Here is a 14,981-nt window from a genome sequence, read left to right as displayed (position 1 = left end):
CGTCCGCCGGCTTGCTTCTTGAGCACCGGCACCAGTTCCGCCATCAAGCATCGTGAACAACCGTCGGGTTTTCCGCAACGACGGCGAGACGCAATCCAAAGGCATGCAACAGGCCATTTAGATGATCAATTTCCTGTTCCGAACGTTGGAATACACTCTGGTCAGCCGTTGAATCATCAATTGCTTCCGACTGCCCTTCGGATAACGCAATGTTTTTTAATGCCAGGGAAAAAAGCCGTGCATCATTTTCATTCAGTACCGCATTGAGATACGCTGCGCGCTCTTGTGGTGTCTTTAAGTAATCGCTGGCTCGATAGTGACGACTTGGCATGATTCATTTCTCTCCGATTTCTTGCCGATAGGCTTGCCAATAACGCACGGCCTGATCGATGTCTTGCGTTTGACTGGCTTTCTCACCCCCACACAGCAGCAACACAATGACATCGTCAACGCGACCATAGTAAACGCGATATCCTTTACCCTGATGGATGCGCAATTCATGGACGCCAGCGCGTAGATGTTTCGTATCGCCAAAATGACCCATTTGCAAGCGGTCGAGCCGGGTCAAAATGTTCGCTTTCGCTTGTTGATCACGCAATTTTTCCAGCCAGTCACCAAAAGGTGATTTCCCTCTGAGCGTGACATATTCGCGGATTTCTATCGACATCGATCTGATTTATTCATACGCCGCCAGCCCTGAAATCTCCCGCCCGTCGGCCTGCTTCTTGAGCACCGGCGTCAGTTCCGCCATCAGCGCGGTCTCGGCCTGGCTGCGCGCTTTCCAGCCCAGTTCCAGCGGGGCGAACAACTCGGTCAGCGCCTCGCCATCGAAAATCATCCGGTCAAGAATCCCCTCGACAAAGCCATGCAGCGCCTCGGGCGCGAGGGCGTGGCGCGCGGCGATGGCGGTGAGTTCGTCCCGGCTCTTGTTGGCCTTGAACACCTGATACTCGCCTTTGATCTCTTCGATGCCGCCGTGGCCCTTGCCGGCTTGCAGGGTATCAATATAGGCGATGATCTCGTCGCGTTCGTCCATCAGATTGCTCTGACCACAGAGCAGACTGACGATTTGGTCGCGGCTCAGGGTCTCCTTGCCGGGTTTTTCCTGACGATAGCGCGCGATCAGCGCCATGATGTAGTCGTAGTCGATCAGCGCGGAGGAAAACAGCACGAACTCGAATTCCAGTTGCTCGACCTCGGGCGCGGGTGTGCCGCCGTCGGGGCCGGTTCCGCTCTGGCGCTGCTGGTCGCGCAGCCGCTGGGCGGTTTCCAGATACATGCCCTTGAAGCTGCGATGGGTGTCTTCGGGCAGGCGCTGCTCGACTTGGGCGCGCTGCTCGTCGCTGAGGTCGGTGTATTGGTCGAGCTGGTTTTTGAGCTTCTGCACGTCCTTGAAGCGCTCGATAAAACCGGCGCGGGCGGTGTCGCCCTTGAGGTTGTTGACCGCCTCGGGGGTGCAGGGCTGGCCCTGGGCTGCCATGAACTGCTCAAGCTGGGCGACGGCGGTGTCGAGCTGTTCGATGACCTTGGGCGCGGGATCGACCAGCCAGATTTCGCGCGAGCGGCTGGTGTCTTCGCCGGAGAACAGCGCGATGGCGGCATCGACGGCGCGCTCCTGGGCGCGGAAGTCAAGGATGTTGCCGTAGGGCTTGGTGTCGTTGAGCACCCGGTTGGTGCGCGAGAAGGCTTGAATCAGGCCGTGGTGCTTGAGGTTCTTGTCGACATAGAGGGTGTTGAGGTATTTGGAGTCGAAGCCGGTCAGGAGCATGTCCACCACGATGGTGAGGTCGATCTTGTGGCGGTGCGGTAGGTCGCTGTTGGGGTACTGCTGGTCTTTGATGCGTTGCTGCACGTCCTGATAGTAGCCGTCGAAATCGCCGATGCTGTGGTTGGTGCCGTAGTGGGCGTTGTAGTCGGCGAGGATCTGGCGCAGGGCGGCTTTCTTGGCTTCGGGTTCCTGCTGGTTGTCGGCTTTCTCTTGCGGCAGGTCTTCCTGCAGTTGCTTGACATCGCGGTTGCCCTCGGCGGGCGGGGAGAAGACGCAGGCGATGTTGAGCGGGCGGACGTCGGGGGACTCGTTCCCGCCTGGGGCCTGGCGCTCGGCTTGGAGCTGCTTGAACAGTTCGTAGTAGGCGATGGCGTCGTTGATGGAGGCGGTGGCGAGCAGGGCGTTGAAGCGGCGCTGGTTGGTGGCGGCGTCGTGCTTGGCCAGGATGGCCTCGGCGATGGCGCGCTGGCTGTGGATGCGCTCGGGTTTGGGTTTGGCGGTCTTGGCCGGGGCATTGGTGGACGGCTCGGCGATGTCGCTGTCGGCGCTGGCGTCGGCGGTCGCGGCCTTGGCCTCGGGCTTGTAATACTCGATGTGAAAGCGCAGCACGTTGCCGTCATCAATGGCGTGGGTGATGGTGTAGGCGTGCAGTGGGCTGTGGAAAATGTCTTGGGTGGTCTTGAAGCGGCCGACGGTGCCGTCGATCTGGGTGTGGCTGGCGTTCTCCTCAAAGATGGGCGTGCCGGTGAAGCCGAACAGTTGCGCCTTGGGGAAGAAGGCTTTGATGGCTTGGTGGTTGTCGCCAAACTGGGAGCGGTGGCATTCGTCGAAGATGATGGCGAGGCGCTTGTCGCGCAGCGGGGCGAGGCGTTCTTTGTAGGTGCGCTTGCCTTGGTCCCGGTGCTGCTGGGCGCGCTTGCTGGTTTCGTCGAGCGCGAGGCCGAGCTTCTGGATGGTGGTGACAATGACTTTGTTGGCGTAGTCCTCGGAGAGCAGGCGGCGCACCAGGGTCTCGGTGTTGGTGTTCTCCTCGACGCAGCCTTCCTGAAACTTGTTGAACTCGATGCGGGTCTGGCGGTCGAGGTCTTTTCGATCCACCACGAACAGGCATTTCTCGATGTCGGGGTTGTCCTTCAGCAGCGTGGAGGCTTTGAAGGAGGTCAGCGTCTTGCCGCTGCCGGTGGTGTGCCAGACAAAGCCGTTGCCACGATTCTGGTGGATGCAATCGACGATGGCCTGCACGGCGTAGATTTGATAGGGGCGCATGATCATCAGCTTTTGCTCGCTGGCGACCAGGACCATGTAGCGGCTGAGCATTTGCCCGAGGGTGCATTTGGCGAGGAAGGCGGCGGCGAAGTCGTCGAGGTGGGTGATCTTGCGGTTGTCGCGATCCGCCCACTGATAGATGGGCAGGAAGCGCTCCTCGGCGTTGAAGGCGAAGTGCTGTGGGTGGTTGTTGGCGAAGTAGTAGGTGTTGCTGCGGTTGCTGACGATGAACAACTGCATGAAGCAGAGCAAGGTGTTGGTGTAGCCGTTGCCGGGGTCGTGCTTGTAGTCGACGATCTGCTCCATGGCGCGGCGCGGGCTGATGGTGAGGGTTTTCAGCTCGATCTGCACCAGCGGCAGGCCGTTGATCAGCAGGATGACATCGTAGCGGTGGTGGCTGCTGTCGGTGTTGATGCGCAGTTGGTGGATGACCTCGAAGTCGTTCTTACACCAGTCCTTGAGGTTGACCAGCATGAAGTGCAGCGGGGTGCCGTCTTCGCGCTGGAAGTAGCCGATCTCGCGCAGGGTCTTGGCGGCCTGGAAGACATCGGCGCTGATGAGGCTGTCGCGCAGGCGGGCGAATTCGGCGTCGGTGAGGCTTACGTGGTTGAGGGCCTCGAACTTGGCGCGGAAGTTGGCCTCCAGCGCGGCTTTGTCGCGGATGTCCGGGCGATAGCTGTATTTGAGCTCGACGAGCGTGTCGATGAGCTTTTGTTCGAGCTGTTGTTCGGTGAGGGACATCCGTGGGTCTCTAAGATGGGCGCCTGGCGGCTTGTGGTCGTCGTATTAAGGCGCAAGCGAATGGCTTGGGATTCGTGACTCCCGGCTGGGAAAACGTCGAGCAGCGAGCTGCGTTCGCTTCCCGTGCAAGCTTAATACACTGCGGTTTATTACTGCGAGTGTTTTTTTCGTTGCCCGAACGGCGTGAGTTAGCCGATTTCGCTGTAGTTTGCGAGTTTTGGCTAGACTTGCGCAGGGATCCTTCTTTGCTTCCAGGGCGGCGAGATTAGTGTGCGGTCAGACCATGGCTGGTGGGACTGGTGGCCGGCGCGGGCGCTGCGTTCGGTGGCGTAGTAGCGGGGGTTTTTGCAGTAGTCAGGATAGACGGCGGCTTTCCCTGCTTCGACCATGGCGAGGTTGATGCTGGTCGGGCCGTCGAAGACTTCGCCCACAATTCTGCCGTAGCGGTCGCGATCTTTCGCAACCAGCGACAGGGTGGCGGGCGTGATTTCCAGATTGGCGATGACACTCAGGCACTGGGGCATTGGCATCACCCAGTGCCTCGCGTGCAAACAGCTTCACCCGTTGCTCAGGCTTGAGCGCTTTGAACTGGAGCTTGAAGTCGAACCGGCGCAGCGCAGCGCCATCCACGCCGCTCATCAGGTTGGTGGCTGCGATCAGGATGCCGGGGTAGCGCTCCATCTGTTGCAGCAGTTCGTTGACCAGGGTGCGCTCCCATTGACGCTGGGCCTGGCGCCGATCCGCCAGAAAGCTGTCGACCTCGTCGAGGAGTAGCACCGTGCGCTTGGAATCGACACCGGCGAAAAGATGCGCCAGATTTTGCTCGCCATCTATGATCGCCTGCCAACCACGATCAACCCAACTCGGTGAGCCGGTTTTTTTGGGAAACGTTTTGGGAAAGCCCCGAAAAAGTTCCCAAAAAACAGACTAACTACTTGATTTGATTGGTGGGCCGTCAGGGATTTGAACCCCGGACCAAGGGATTATGAGTCCCCTGCTCTAACCGCTGAGCTAACGGCCCGTTTTTTAATTAGCGTTAGGTGGATTTCCGTGCCATCAGTTGGCGAGATCGACTGATAGCACGGGCATGGATATTACTCGGAGTCAATGAAGCTGCGCAGTTTGTCCGAGCGGGTTGGGTGGCGTAGCTTGCGCAGGGCTTTGGCTTCGATCTGGCGAATGCGTTCGCGCGTGACGTCGAATTGCTTGCCAACTTCCTCAAGGGTGTGGTCGGTGTTCATGTCGATGCCGAAACGCATGCGCAGGACCTTGGCCTCGCGCGAGGTAAGGCTAGCGAGCATGTTCTGGGTGGCCTCGCGCAGACCCTCGGCCGTGGCGGAGTCGACCGGGGAGATGACGGTGGAGTCCTCAATGAAGTCGCCGAGATGGGAGTCTTCATCGTCGCCGATTGGGGTTTCCATGGAGATGGGTTCCTTGGCGATCTTGAGCACCTTACGCACTTTGTCCTCGGGCATTTCCATCCGCTCGGCCAGCTCCTCTGGGGTAGCTTCGCGCCCCATTTCCTGCACCATCTGCCGGGAGATGCGATTGAGCTTGTTGATTGTCTCGATCATGTGCACCGGAATGCGGATGGTGCGCGCCTGGTCGGCAATGGAACGAGTAATGGCCTGGCGAATCCACCAAGTGGCATAGGTGGAGAATTTGTAGCCACGGCGGTATTCAAACTTATCCACCGCTTTCATCAAGCCGATATTGCCTTCCTGAATCAGGTCCAGAAACTGCAAGCCGCGATTGGTGTATTTCTTGGCAATGGAAATCACCAGACGCAGGTTGGCCTCGACCATTTCCTTTTTGGCGCGACGGGCCTTGGCCTCACCAATGGACATCTTGCGGTTGATTTCCTTGATTTCGCTGATGCTGAGGACGTTTTCTTCTTCGAGCTCCATCAGGCGACGCTGAGCGCGACGGACTTCCTCGGCGTACTCGCCAAGCCGTCCGGCGTATTTGGCGCTGGAGGCGAGGTGTTGATCGAGCCAGCCGGCATTGGTCTCGTTATCGGGGAAGGAATCGATAAAGACCTTGCGCGGCATCCTGGCCCCATCGATGCACAGCCCCATGATGTGACGCTCCTGGGCGCGGATGCGCTCGATGGTCTGGCGCAGAACGCGGATCAGGTCGTTGAAAACACCGGCAACCAGTTTGAAGCCAAGGAATTCCTCTGAGACCCGCTCGCCAGCGTAACGGGTGCGATCATCGTCGCGACCGTAGTCGTGCAGGCAGAGGATCAGGCGCTCATAGCTATCGCGTAGAGCTTTAGCGCGCTGGGCAAATTCTTCCGGATCAGGGCCGGTATCGATCACTTCGGCCTCTTCTTCGCTGCTTTCAGCGTCGCCGTTGACTTCCTTGGCCGCTCCCTTATTGATCGGTTGGGCGATTTCGTCGCTGCCGTCGTCGAAGCCGGAAATCACGTCGGTGATGCGGATTTCTTCGCGCTCGGCCTGTTCGATGAGTTCGAGCAACATTCCGACGGTTTTCGGGTACAGTGATAGCGCTTGCAGAACCTGGTTGAGACCTTCCTCAATGCGCTTGGCGATGCGCAACTCGCCCTCGCGCGTGAGCAGTTCGACCGTGCCCATTTCACGCATGTACATGCGTACTGGATCAGTGGTGCGGCCAAATTCGCTGTCGACTGAGGCGAGTGCGGCCGCAGCAGCCTCAGCGGCCTCGTCATCGGCGACAGCGGAATCGCTGAGTTGGTCGACCTCAGAGGGCGCCGTCTCATGGACTGTAATGCCCATGTCGTTAATCATGCGCACGATGTCTTCGATCTGCTCGGGCTCGACGATGCCGTCCGGCAGATGGTCGTTGACCTCGGTGTAGGTCAGGAAGCCCTGATCCTTGCCCTTTGCGATCAACTGTTTCAACTGCGACGCCTGGTGCTGTTCCTGGTCCATAAAGTACCTATTGAATCTGGCTAACGCTCATAGTCCTGGCCACCCTGGAGGATGAAACCCTTGTTTCACGGTCAGGCTCATAGTCCTGGCCACCCTGGAGGATGAAACCCTTGTTTCACGGTCAGGCTCATGCTCCCACCGACCCCGGAGGATGGAAGCGGCCGTCTGGCGGCAAGGCTCTCATAGCTCACCCACGCGAATGCAAGGATTCCGCTTATAAAGCTATAAAAACAATTGTTTATAGGCTCAAGTAACGGTGAATGCTCAATTTGACGCGGACAATGGCAAACTCACAATTATAGCATAGAACCCTGTTTTCTGGGCGGCAAATCAGCTGCCTTGCTTCGAGACTTCGCCAATCTCAGCTCCCGGCTTCGCCGCCAGCAAGTTCCTGCCTTCGACCGCGAGGGGGGCAAGCTCGCCGCTGCTAAGTAACCGATACCGCTGCTCGCGCTCGGCCTGGCGGCAGAGCGCCGTCAAGGCGCCAACAAACTCGGGCTCAATGCCCTCATCAGGGATATGTTGAGTCAGGCTGGGGTCGGCAAGTTCCGCTACCACTGGGGCATGCGGGCTACTACTGACATAGTCCCTTAGCATCTCCGGAGAGATATCAGGGTCGGCATCGGCATGTGCAAGCAGTTCGCCAAGCAAGCTGGTATCTTCCTCGGCAAGTTCGGTCCAATGATCGGCAATAGCACGCGCCGCCAAGGCCAAGCGCGGTTGTTGCAGCAGGAGCGCGGTGGCCAGGCGCCCAGCCGTCAGGCGGGTGCGCATGGGGACGCGATAAGGCGCGCGCGCGCGTGGCTGGCCAGCATAGGGTATTTGGAACGGCCCGTTGCGCGAGCCCGCGGCCATTGGTCCGGTCGATAACGGTTGCGCTTGCCACGACGCCGGCGCTCTTGCCGGCTCGGAAAGAATTTCTGGCTGCTGAACGCCGATGAGCTCCCCGAGCTGCCGCAGCAGCAGTTGTCGATAGGTGCCCTCGGGCGCCAAGCCGATCAGCTCGCGGGCCTGGGCATCGCACTGCGCAAGCCCCTCGGCCGAGCGCAGATCGAAGCGCTCGCGCAGCTCGTCGAACAGAAAATCCGACAGCAGCCGTGCCCGCTCCAGGCGCCGCTCGAACGCTGCCAGTCCTTCCGCGCGCAGCAGCGAGTCGGGATCATGACCAGCCGGCAGCAGCAGAAAGCGCACTGTCAGTCGCTCGGCCGCATAAGGCAAACTCACGCGCAGCGCTTTGCCGGCTGCGGCCCGACCGGCTTTGTCCCCGTCGAAACAGAACACCAGCTCTTCGCTTTGGCGCTTGAGCCGCTGGAGTTGTTCCGGCGTCGTGGCGGTGCCCAGGGTGGCCACCGCATAGGGCAGGCCGAATTGGGTCAACGCAATCACGTCCATGTAGCCTTCGACGATCAGCACTCGCCTAAGTTGGCGTTGGCGCTGGCGGGCCTCGAACAGACCATAGAGCCCCCGGCCTTTGTGGAACACGGGGGTTTCGGGCGAGTTCAGGTATTTCGGCTCGGATTGATCGAGCACTCGCCCGCCAAAGGCGATAATACGACCGCGATGATCGCGAATCGGAAACATAATCCGGTTGCGAAATCGGTCATAACGTCTTGTCTTTGAGTCTTTTTCTCGCTCGATAACCAGACCGGCATCGATCAGCGCCTGCTCCCGAGAGGCATCGGTACCGAGACGGCTCAGCAGAAAGTCCCAACCTGCTGGCGCGAATCCGAGGCCGAATTCAGCCGCCACCTCGCCGGTGAGGCCACGCCCTTTCAGATAGGCGACGGCACGGGCATCGTCGCGCAGTTGGTGTCGGTATAAGTCGGCAGCCTCTTCGAGCACCTGATAGAGAGGGCTGATATCCAGCTCTGGTGCCTGGGAGTCGCCAACTGCCCCGGTATCGGGCAGCACAATGCCCGCGCGGGTGGCCAGCTCTTTGATCGCCTCAGGGAAGCTCAGGCGATCATATTCCATCAGGAAGCCAATGGCATCACCGTGCACACCGCAGCCGAAACAATGATAGGTCTGACGCGCCGGGGTGACGATAAAAGACGGCGTCTTTTCCTGATGGAAAGGACAGCACGCCTTGTAGAGCTGACCGGCCAGACGCAGGGGCACCCGCGCGCCGACAATCTCAAGGATGTCGGTGCGCGCGAGAATTTGCTCCTTGAGTTCGGGCGAGATTCTGCCGGCCATGGACATAAAGCTAGCAGATAATTTGGAAAAGTCTGCGACCCTTAAGCGCCGCGCTCAGAGCTCCCGTCCCTTACTGTGAATCACACGGATTCATTACCCTGGGTGGTCGGGACCATGAACGTTAGGCTGCCTGCTCAGGCAAGCAGGTCAAGTATTGAGGCGCTGCTTGACCCTGGCGCTGACCTGGCCGATGTCGGCCCGACCCTGCACCTGAGGTTTCACCAGTCCCATTACCTTGCCCATGTCGCGCATGGAGGTCGCGCCCGTCTCAGCCAGGGCGGCCTCGATGCAGGCGTCGATCTCGGCATCACTCAGGGGTTCTGGCAGGTATTCCTGGCAGATGAGGATTTCGGCCTCTTCCTTGACGGCCAGATCCTCGCGCCCGGCGTCGCGATACTGGGTGACAGAGTCGCGCCGCTGCTTGAGCATTTTCTCAAGCACCAGGAGCACCTGGGTATCGTCAAGCTCAACCCGCTCGTCGACCTCGCGCTGCTTGATGGCAGCGTTGATCAGCCGGATAGTCCCAAGTCTTTCCTTATGGCCGGCCTTAAGCGCGGCCTTCATGTCGTCTTGCAAGCGTTGCTTCAGCATGGTGGCCAGCGTATTTGTGAGTCGGGCTTGTTAATCGGGCAAATTTGAGAAGGCGCGGAGTATGTAGAGCGCTGGCTAGAAAGGACGCTCCCAGCGGCGCGACTCGCGCGAGAGTTTTTTGTGATGACGTTTGACGGCAGCGGCTTTTTTGCGTTTCCGCTCAGAGGTGGGCTTTTCGTAGAATTCCCGACGACGGACTTCGGCAAGGATGCCGGCTTTCTCGCAGGAGCGCTTGAAGCGGCGCAGAGCGACCTCGAAAGGCTCGTTTTCTTTGACTCGAACGTTTGGCATGCAACAATCTCGTTCAGTGGCGGTGGCGCTGACCCTGTTAGGCAGCAAAACTGTTTGGAAGGAAACAACCGACAATGATAACGTGCACTGCTCCCAGGGAGCAACGCATTCGTGCCCCGCTTCGCTGCTAAATTTTCCCAACGCCAGCCCATGTTTCACCCACTGCCGCTTTTTATTGGCCTGCGCTACACCCGCGCCAAGCGTCGTAACCATTTTATTTCGTTCATCTCCCTGATTTCCATGCTGGGCATTACCCTGGGCATGGTGGCGCTCATCGTGGTGCTGTCGGTGATGAACGGCTTCCACAAGGAAATCCAGGAACGCATTCTGGGCATGGCCTCGCACGCCACCATTAGCAGCGCCGATCCTGGCGGGCTTGCCGACTGGCGCGACCTACTCGCGCAAGTGCGCAACGCGCCCGATGTGGTAGGCGCGGCGCCCTTTGTCGAAATTGAAGCCATGCTGATGAGCAACGGCCAGACCAATGCCGCCATCCTGCGCGGCATTCTGCCAGCGGAAGAAGACCAGGTCTCGGACCTGCGCACCGATATGATTGCCGGGCGGGTTGAGAATCTGATCCCCGGTGAGTTCAACATCATTCTTGGCGTGGAGTTGGCCAATGCGCTCCGCGTCGGCCTTGGTGACAAGGTTACAGTGGTCACACCTCAGGTGAATGCCACACCGGTCGGCGTGATGCCGCGGCTCAAGGCTTTTAATGTCGTTGGCCTGTTCGAGGTGGGCATGGCCGAATATGACAGCGGCGCGGCCTTCATGCACATGAGCGATGCCGCCCGGCTAATGCGCTTAGGTGAGGATAACGCCGAGGGCGTGCGGCTGAAAATCACCGACATGTTTCAGGCCCCGCGCATCGCACGCGAGATCGCCTCCACGCTCGGCGGCTACTATCGCGTGTCCGATTGGACCCAGATGCATCGCAATTTCTTTGCCGCATTGCGCACCGAAAAGCGCATGATGACCATTATTCTGTTCCTGATCGTGGCGGTAGCGGCCTTTAACATCGTCTCCACGCTGGTGATGGTGGTCACCGACAAACGCGGCGATATCGCCGTGCTGCGCACACTGGGCGCCTCGCCTGGCACTGTGATGGCCATTTTCATGGTGCAAGGCACCAGCATCGGCCTGGTGGGCACTGTGCTCGGCATGATTGGCGGCGTGCTGCTCGGGTGGAACGTCGAAACCATTGTCGCCAGCATTGAACAGGCCTTTGGGGTGCATTTTCTCGACCCCAGCATTTACTACATCAGCGCCCTGCCCTCGGATGTGCGCCTGAGCGACGTGCTGAGCATTGCCGGTGGCGCCTTTGCGATGTCGATTATCGCCACCCTCTACCCCGCCTGGCGCGCCGCGCGCACCGACCCGGCCGAAGCCCTGCGCTACGAATAATCACCATGACTAATCCCATCCCTGCTCTCGAAGCCAGCGGCCTGACCAAAACCTTCCGCGAAGGCCCGCAGGAGGTCAGCGTACTGCGCGGGCTCAACCTGCGCGTCGACCCCGGCGCGCGCATTGCCGTGGTAGGCGCTTCGGGCTCGGGCAAAAGTACCCTACTGCATTGCCTGGGCGGTCTTGATCGCCCCAGCGGCGGCGAAGTGCGCTGGGCCGGCGAACCTATCGCTGGGCTCTCTGAGCGCCAGCGCGGCCTGCTGCGCAACAAACGGCTTGGGTTCATCTATCAGTTCCATCACCTGCTCGGCGAATTGAGTGCGCTTGAGAACGCCGCCCTGCCCTTGCTGATTGGAGGCACCAAGGCGGCCGATGCGCGCACCCAGGCGGCCGATCTGCTCACGCGCGTCGGCCTGGCCGCGCGACTCGAGCACAAACCCTCGGAACTCTCCGGCGGCGAGCGCCAGCGCGTCGCCATTGCCCGGGCGCTGGTCACCCGACCGGACTGCGTACTGGCGGATGAGCCGACAGGCAATCTCGACCGCCGCACCGCGACAGACATTTATGAATTGATTCTGGAGTTAAACCGCGACATCGGCACCAGCGTGGTGCTGGTGACCCATGATCTGGACCTGGCCGCGCGTGCCGATCAGATCTGGCGGCTGGAGGATGGTGCGCTGGTCGCCGGGGACGGGCGGCCGTAGCGGGCAAGACGGCGTGCCTTGAGCCGTTGTATGAGGTTCCAGCGCCACAGCCCCTGCACCACCCAGTAGGCAATTACGGCGCCGATTGTGGCGCAGACCAGGCTACCGAGTAGCACGGGGCCGAGAATGCCAAACCAGTTGTGCCAGTCGATCCAAAAACTGAATTGAAAAGGCAGGATCGGGCGCAGCAACAGCAGGCAACCAACGATATAGGCAAAGTAGAACATGGGTGGAATGGTCAGCGGATTGCTGATCCACACCAACAACACGGAAATCGGCAGGTTAACGCGCAGCTTGACCGCGCCTATGGCCGCACAAAATGTTTGACCCACAGGCGGCAGGTAGAGAATGAAAAAACCCAGCGCAAAGGCGCCGGCGACTGAGCGCCGGTTCAGCGCCCATAGGCTCGGCTCGCCCAGCAAATGGGCAATACCTCGAAGGGCCCGGTTTTCAAGCAGAACCCGGGGATCAGGCAGACGCCGTTGCAGCCAGCGTTTCATGCGTCAGCACCTACTCCGCCCAAATACCGCACCAGTTTTCCCCCCAGCTTCATCCATCGCCTCGCCTCTGATTTGAGTATAACGGCAAAGTCCCGCAATGGTTCGCGGTATTTGAGCGCTGGCGACCTTGTGCCTGGCGGTCTGCCAGCCATCGCCTTGGCTTTGTCGGCAGGCATTGGGATCTTCTTCCTGCAACAACGGCTGCCATCAGGTCTGCTGGTCCTCGGCATGGGTGCGCTGCTGACGCTGGCGGCTATAGGCTGGCGCTGGCTGCGGCTGGCCGCCCTGGTGGTCATCGGGTTCGGTTACGCCTATTGGGCCAGCAGCCCACTGCTGACTCAGCCCTTCTCCGAGTCCCTGTTGCGCCAAGATCTGCTCATCGAAGGTCGGATTGCCGGCCTGCCGGACCAAACGCCGGAACGCGCGCGCTGGCTGTTCGACATCGAACAGGCCAGCCATCAGGGCCAGTCAGTTCGCCTGCCCGAACGGGTTCGACTGAGCTGGTACAAGGGTGCTCCGGCACTGGCAGCGGGCGAGCGCTGGCGCCTGCTGGTGCGGCTGAAGCCGCCGCACGGGTTTATGAATCCCGCCGGTTTCGACTACGAGCGTTGGCTGTTTCAACAAGGCATTGGCGCCACCGGCTATGTGCGCGACAGCGACCAAAACCAGCGTCTTGATGCCGGCCCTGGCGGCGATTGGCTGAACCGTCTGCGCCAGCAGTGGCGCACGCACATCATTACCGTGCTGGGCGAGACTCGCGCCGCAGCCCTGGTGCGCGCGCTGGTGCTGGGTGATCGCGAAGGACTTGGCCCGCCGGAATGGCAGGTGCTCACGCGCACCGGCACCAATCATCTGCTGGCCATCTCGGGGCTGCACATCGGCCTGATCGCGGCGGCGGTGTTTTTTCTCGGACGCTGGCTGTGGGCGCGCCTGGGCTCGCTCGCCCTGCGGTTGGCGGCGCCGCGCGCCGGCGCCGTGGCAGCCCTGCTGGCGGCGTTCGGCTACAGCGCGCTGGCCGGGTTTTCCATCTCGACCCAGCGTGCGCTGGTCATGCTGGCTGTGGTGCTGGTGGCCTTGCTCGCCCGGCGCCAGCTACGACCGCTGAGCGGCATCAGTCTCGCCCTAGTGGCGGTGCTACTGATCGATCCGCTGTCCGTTCTCTCCTATGGATTCTGGCTGTCTTTCGGCGCTGTAGGCGCCCTACTCTATGCACTGGGCAGTCGGCTGGGGCAGCCGGGGCTCATCGCCGGCTGGACACGCGCGCAATGGGCGGTGGCGCTGGGGCTATTGCCCTTGCTGCTGCTGTTGTTCGGGCGCGCGTCCTTGATCGCGCCACCAGTCAATCTGCTCGCGGTGCCCTTGTTCTCGGTACTGCTGCCCGCGATTCTGCTCGCCACTCTGATCAGCCTGGCCAGCGGCTGGGGCTGGCCGCTGCTGATGGTTGGCGCGCTCCTGGAGCAAGGTTTCCAACTCCTCAACATTCTCGCCGAGCTGCCCTGGGCAACTTTGGGTCTTGGCGAGCGCCCGCTGTGGGTCTGGGGCGCGGCCTTTGCTGGCGTGGCCCTGCTGCTGGCACCGCGCGGCCTGCCAGGGCGTTGGCTGGGATTGATCTATCTTCTGCCGTTGCTGCTGGTGCGGCCGCTGCCGCCAGCACCTGGAACGGCGGCCGTCACGGTGCTTGATGTCGGTCAGGGGCTGGCGGTGGCTGTGCGCACCGCGCGACACACCCTGGTCTATGATCTGGGGCCGCGCTTCCCCAGCGGCTTCAATACCGGCTCGGCGGTGGTTGCGCCCTATCTGCGCGCCCTTGGCATCGGGGAGGTCGATCTGCTGGTGGTCAGCCATGCCGATCAAGACCATGCCGGCGGGCTGTCCGGGCTGCTTGAGGAGATTCCGGTCGCACGGCTGCTGAGCGGAGAGCCGGCCGAGCTGGAGTCGGCACTGTCATCCGGCGTCACTGCCGAGCCCTGTCAGGCCGGCCAGCAGTGGCACTGGGACGGCGTTGACCTGGCCATCTTGCACCCGAGTGCTGCGACGCAACTGGAAGGCAACGACAGCTCCTGCGTGCTGAAAATCACCACCGGCGGCGCCAGCCTGCTGCTGAGCGGTGATGCTGGCAGGCGCATCGAGGCCGAGTTGGTCCGCGACTATGGCCAAGCCCTGCGCGCCGAGGTGCTGGTGGCCGGGCACCACGGCAGCACGACTTCCTCAGCGCGCGCTTTTCTCCAACAGGTCGATCCGCGCTGGGTGATCTACTCGGCGGGTTTCGCCAATCGCTATGGATTTCCGGCCAAGGTGGTGTCGGAGCGGGTCGATCATCTTGGTATTCCGTCGCTGAACACGGCTACCACTGGCGCCATCTCCTTTCTGCTGCCGGCTCGGCCGCCGCTGGGGCCGCCGGAGCTGGCGCGGGCGCAGCGCGACCGATTGTGGCGCCATCATCCAGCGCCCTGATAAAACCCAGCAGTTCGCCGGCCAAGGGCTGGGATTTCAACCGCTGCGCCTCGCGCAGCAGCCTGGCCGCGAGCGACCGGTTTCCGTCCGCCAGGGCCGCCACGGCCTCGCGCAGCTTGCGCTCCGCAGCAACCTCGACCTCGGCGAGTCG

Annotated in this window: 12 protein-coding genes, 1 tRNA gene and 1 pseudogene; 3 read left to right on the top strand and 11 right to left on the bottom strand. The window is 61.1% G+C overall.

Annotated elements, in window-relative coordinates; translation table 11 throughout:
• Positions 1–43: 43 nt before the first annotated feature.
• The 10 genes and pseudogenes from Thiofri_RS11510 to rpsU form a co-directional block, all read right to left on the bottom strand.
• Entirely contained in the window at positions 44–331 is a 288-nt protein-coding gene (locus Thiofri_RS11510; protein WP_009151546.1) for a helix-turn-helix domain-containing transcriptional regulator, read from the bottom strand.
• Between the two features lie 3 nt (positions 332–334).
• Positions 335–667: a type II toxin-antitoxin system RelE/ParE family toxin gene (locus tag Thiofri_RS11505; RefSeq protein WP_009151545.1), complete on the bottom strand. Its 333-nt coding sequence runs from the start codon at positions 665–667 to the stop codon at positions 335–337.
• A 9-nt stretch (positions 668–676) separates the two neighbouring features.
• Positions 677–3,775 (bottom strand): type I restriction endonuclease subunit R, encoded by a 3,099-nt coding sequence (locus Thiofri_RS11500; RefSeq protein ID WP_009151544.1) that lies wholly within the window; start codon positions 3,773–3,775, stop codon positions 677–679.
• A gap of 221 nt (positions 3,776–3,996) precedes the next feature.
• Positions 3,997–4,299: a thermonuclease family protein gene (locus tag Thiofri_RS11495; protein WP_040857706.1), complete on the bottom strand. Its 303-nt coding sequence runs from the start codon at positions 4,297–4,299 to the stop codon at positions 3,997–3,999.
• Between the two features lie 121 nt (positions 4,300–4,420).
• Positions 4,421–4,552 (bottom strand): annotated as a pseudogene (locus Thiofri_RS11490) (AAA family ATPase); the annotation flags it as partial.
• Positions 4,553–4,720: 168 nt separating this feature from the next.
• Positions 4,721–4,796: transfer RNA gene (locus tag Thiofri_RS11485), tRNA-Ile, on the bottom strand.
• Between the two features lie 73 nt (positions 4,797–4,869).
• Positions 4,870–6,690 (bottom strand): RNA polymerase sigma factor RpoD, encoded by a 1,821-nt coding sequence (rpoD, locus tag Thiofri_RS11480; protein WP_009151542.1) that lies wholly within the window; start codon positions 6,688–6,690, stop codon positions 4,870–4,872.
• Positions 6,691–7,020: 330 nt separating this feature from the next.
• The gene (dnaG, locus tag Thiofri_RS11475) at positions 7,021–8,886 is read right to left on the bottom strand and encodes a DNA primase (protein ID WP_009151541.1); all 1,866 of its coding nucleotides are present in this window, start codon (positions 8,884–8,886) and stop codon (positions 7,021–7,023) included.
• Positions 8,887–9,033: 147 nt separating this feature from the next.
• Positions 9,034–9,477 (bottom strand): GatB/YqeY domain-containing protein, encoded by a 444-nt coding sequence (locus tag Thiofri_RS11470; protein WP_009151540.1) that lies wholly within the window; start codon positions 9,475–9,477, stop codon positions 9,034–9,036.
• 75 nt (positions 9,478–9,552) lie between these two features.
• Positions 9,553–9,768, bottom strand: coding sequence for a 30S ribosomal protein S21 (gene rpsU / locus Thiofri_RS11465; RefSeq protein WP_009151539.1), 216 nt, complete (start codon positions 9,766–9,768; stop codon positions 9,553–9,555).
• A gap of 150 nt (positions 9,769–9,918) precedes the next feature.
• On the opposite strand from rpsU, the gene Thiofri_RS11460 reads away from it, so the two are divergent.
• Together Thiofri_RS11460 and Thiofri_RS11455 are read left to right on the top strand one after the other, a co-directional pair.
• Entirely contained in the window at positions 9,919–11,172 is a 1,254-nt protein-coding gene (locus Thiofri_RS11460; RefSeq protein WP_040857702.1) for a lipoprotein-releasing ABC transporter permease subunit, read from the top strand.
• Between the two features lie 5 nt (positions 11,173–11,177).
• Positions 11,178–11,876, top strand: a complete 699-nt coding sequence (locus Thiofri_RS11455) for an ABC transporter ATP-binding protein (protein WP_009151537.1) — start codon at positions 11,178–11,180, stop codon at positions 11,874–11,876.
• Here the strand turns inward: Thiofri_RS11455 and Thiofri_RS11450 are convergent.
• Positions 11,822–12,376 carry a DUF2062 domain-containing protein gene (locus tag Thiofri_RS11450; protein ID WP_040857700.1) on the bottom strand — a complete coding sequence of 185 codons (555 nt, stop codon included), beginning with the start codon at positions 12,374–12,376 and terminating at the stop codon, positions 11,822–11,824. The genes Thiofri_RS11455 and Thiofri_RS11450 overlap by 55 nt on opposite strands.
• 111 nt (positions 12,377–12,487) lie before the next feature.
• Between Thiofri_RS11450 and Thiofri_RS11445 the strand changes: the two genes are divergently transcribed.
• On the top strand, positions 12,488–14,830 hold the full coding sequence (locus tag Thiofri_RS11445; RefSeq protein WP_190275878.1) for a DNA internalization-related competence protein ComEC/Rec2: 2,343 nt from the start codon (positions 12,488–12,490) through the stop codon (positions 14,828–14,830).
• Positions 14,831–14,981 lie beyond the last annotated feature (151 nt).

The sequence above is a fragment of the Thiorhodovibrio frisius genome (genome assembly GCF_033954835.1).
Classification (GTDB): Bacteria; Pseudomonadota; Gammaproteobacteria; order Chromatiales; family Chromatiaceae; genus Thiorhodovibrio; species Thiorhodovibrio frisius.
The sequence above is the reverse complement of the archived record's forward strand: the minus strand, read 5'-3'. Positions and strand labels throughout refer to the sequence as shown.

Bases quoted from the DNA above. Each gene is read 5' to 3' on its own strand.
- Thiofri_RS11495 (WP_040857706.1), bottom strand. From the start codon at position 4,299: ATGCCCCAGTGCCTGAGTGTCATCGCCAATCTGGAAATCACGCCCGCC.
- dnaG (WP_009151541.1), bottom strand. From the start codon at position 8,886: ATGGCCGGCAGAATCTCGCCCGAACTCAAGGAGCAAATTCTCGCGCGC.
- Thiofri_RS11460 (WP_040857702.1), top strand. From the start codon at position 9,919: ATGTTTCACCCACTGCCGCTTTTTATTGGCCTGCGCTACACCCGCGCC.
- Thiofri_RS11455 (WP_009151537.1), top strand. From the start codon at position 11,178: ATGACTAATCCCATCCCTGCTCTCGAAGCCAGCGGCCTGACCAAAACC.
- Thiofri_RS11500 (WP_009151544.1), bottom strand. From the start codon at position 3,775: ATGTCCCTCACCGAACAACAGCTCGAACAAAAGCTCATCGACACGCTC.
- Thiofri_RS11470 (WP_009151540.1), bottom strand. From the start codon at position 9,477: ATGCTGAAGCAACGCTTGCAAGACGACATGAAGGCCGCGCTTAAGGCC.
- Thiofri_RS11510 (WP_009151546.1), bottom strand. From the start codon at position 331: ATGCCAAGTCGTCACTATCGAGCCAGCGATTACTTAAAGACACCACAA.
- rpoD (WP_009151542.1), bottom strand. From the start codon at position 6,690: ATGGACCAGGAACAGCACCAGGCGTCGCAGTTGAAACAGTTGATCGCA.
- Thiofri_RS11505 (WP_009151545.1), bottom strand. From the start codon at position 667: ATGTCGATAGAAATCCGCGAATATGTCACGCTCAGAGGGAAATCACCT.
- rpsU (WP_009151539.1), bottom strand. From the start codon at position 9,768: ATGCCAAACGTTCGAGTCAAAGAAAACGAGCCTTTCGAGGTCGCTCTG.
- Thiofri_RS11450 (WP_040857700.1), bottom strand. From the start codon at position 12,376: ATGAAACGCTGGCTGCAACGGCGTCTGCCTGATCCCCGGGTTCTGCTT.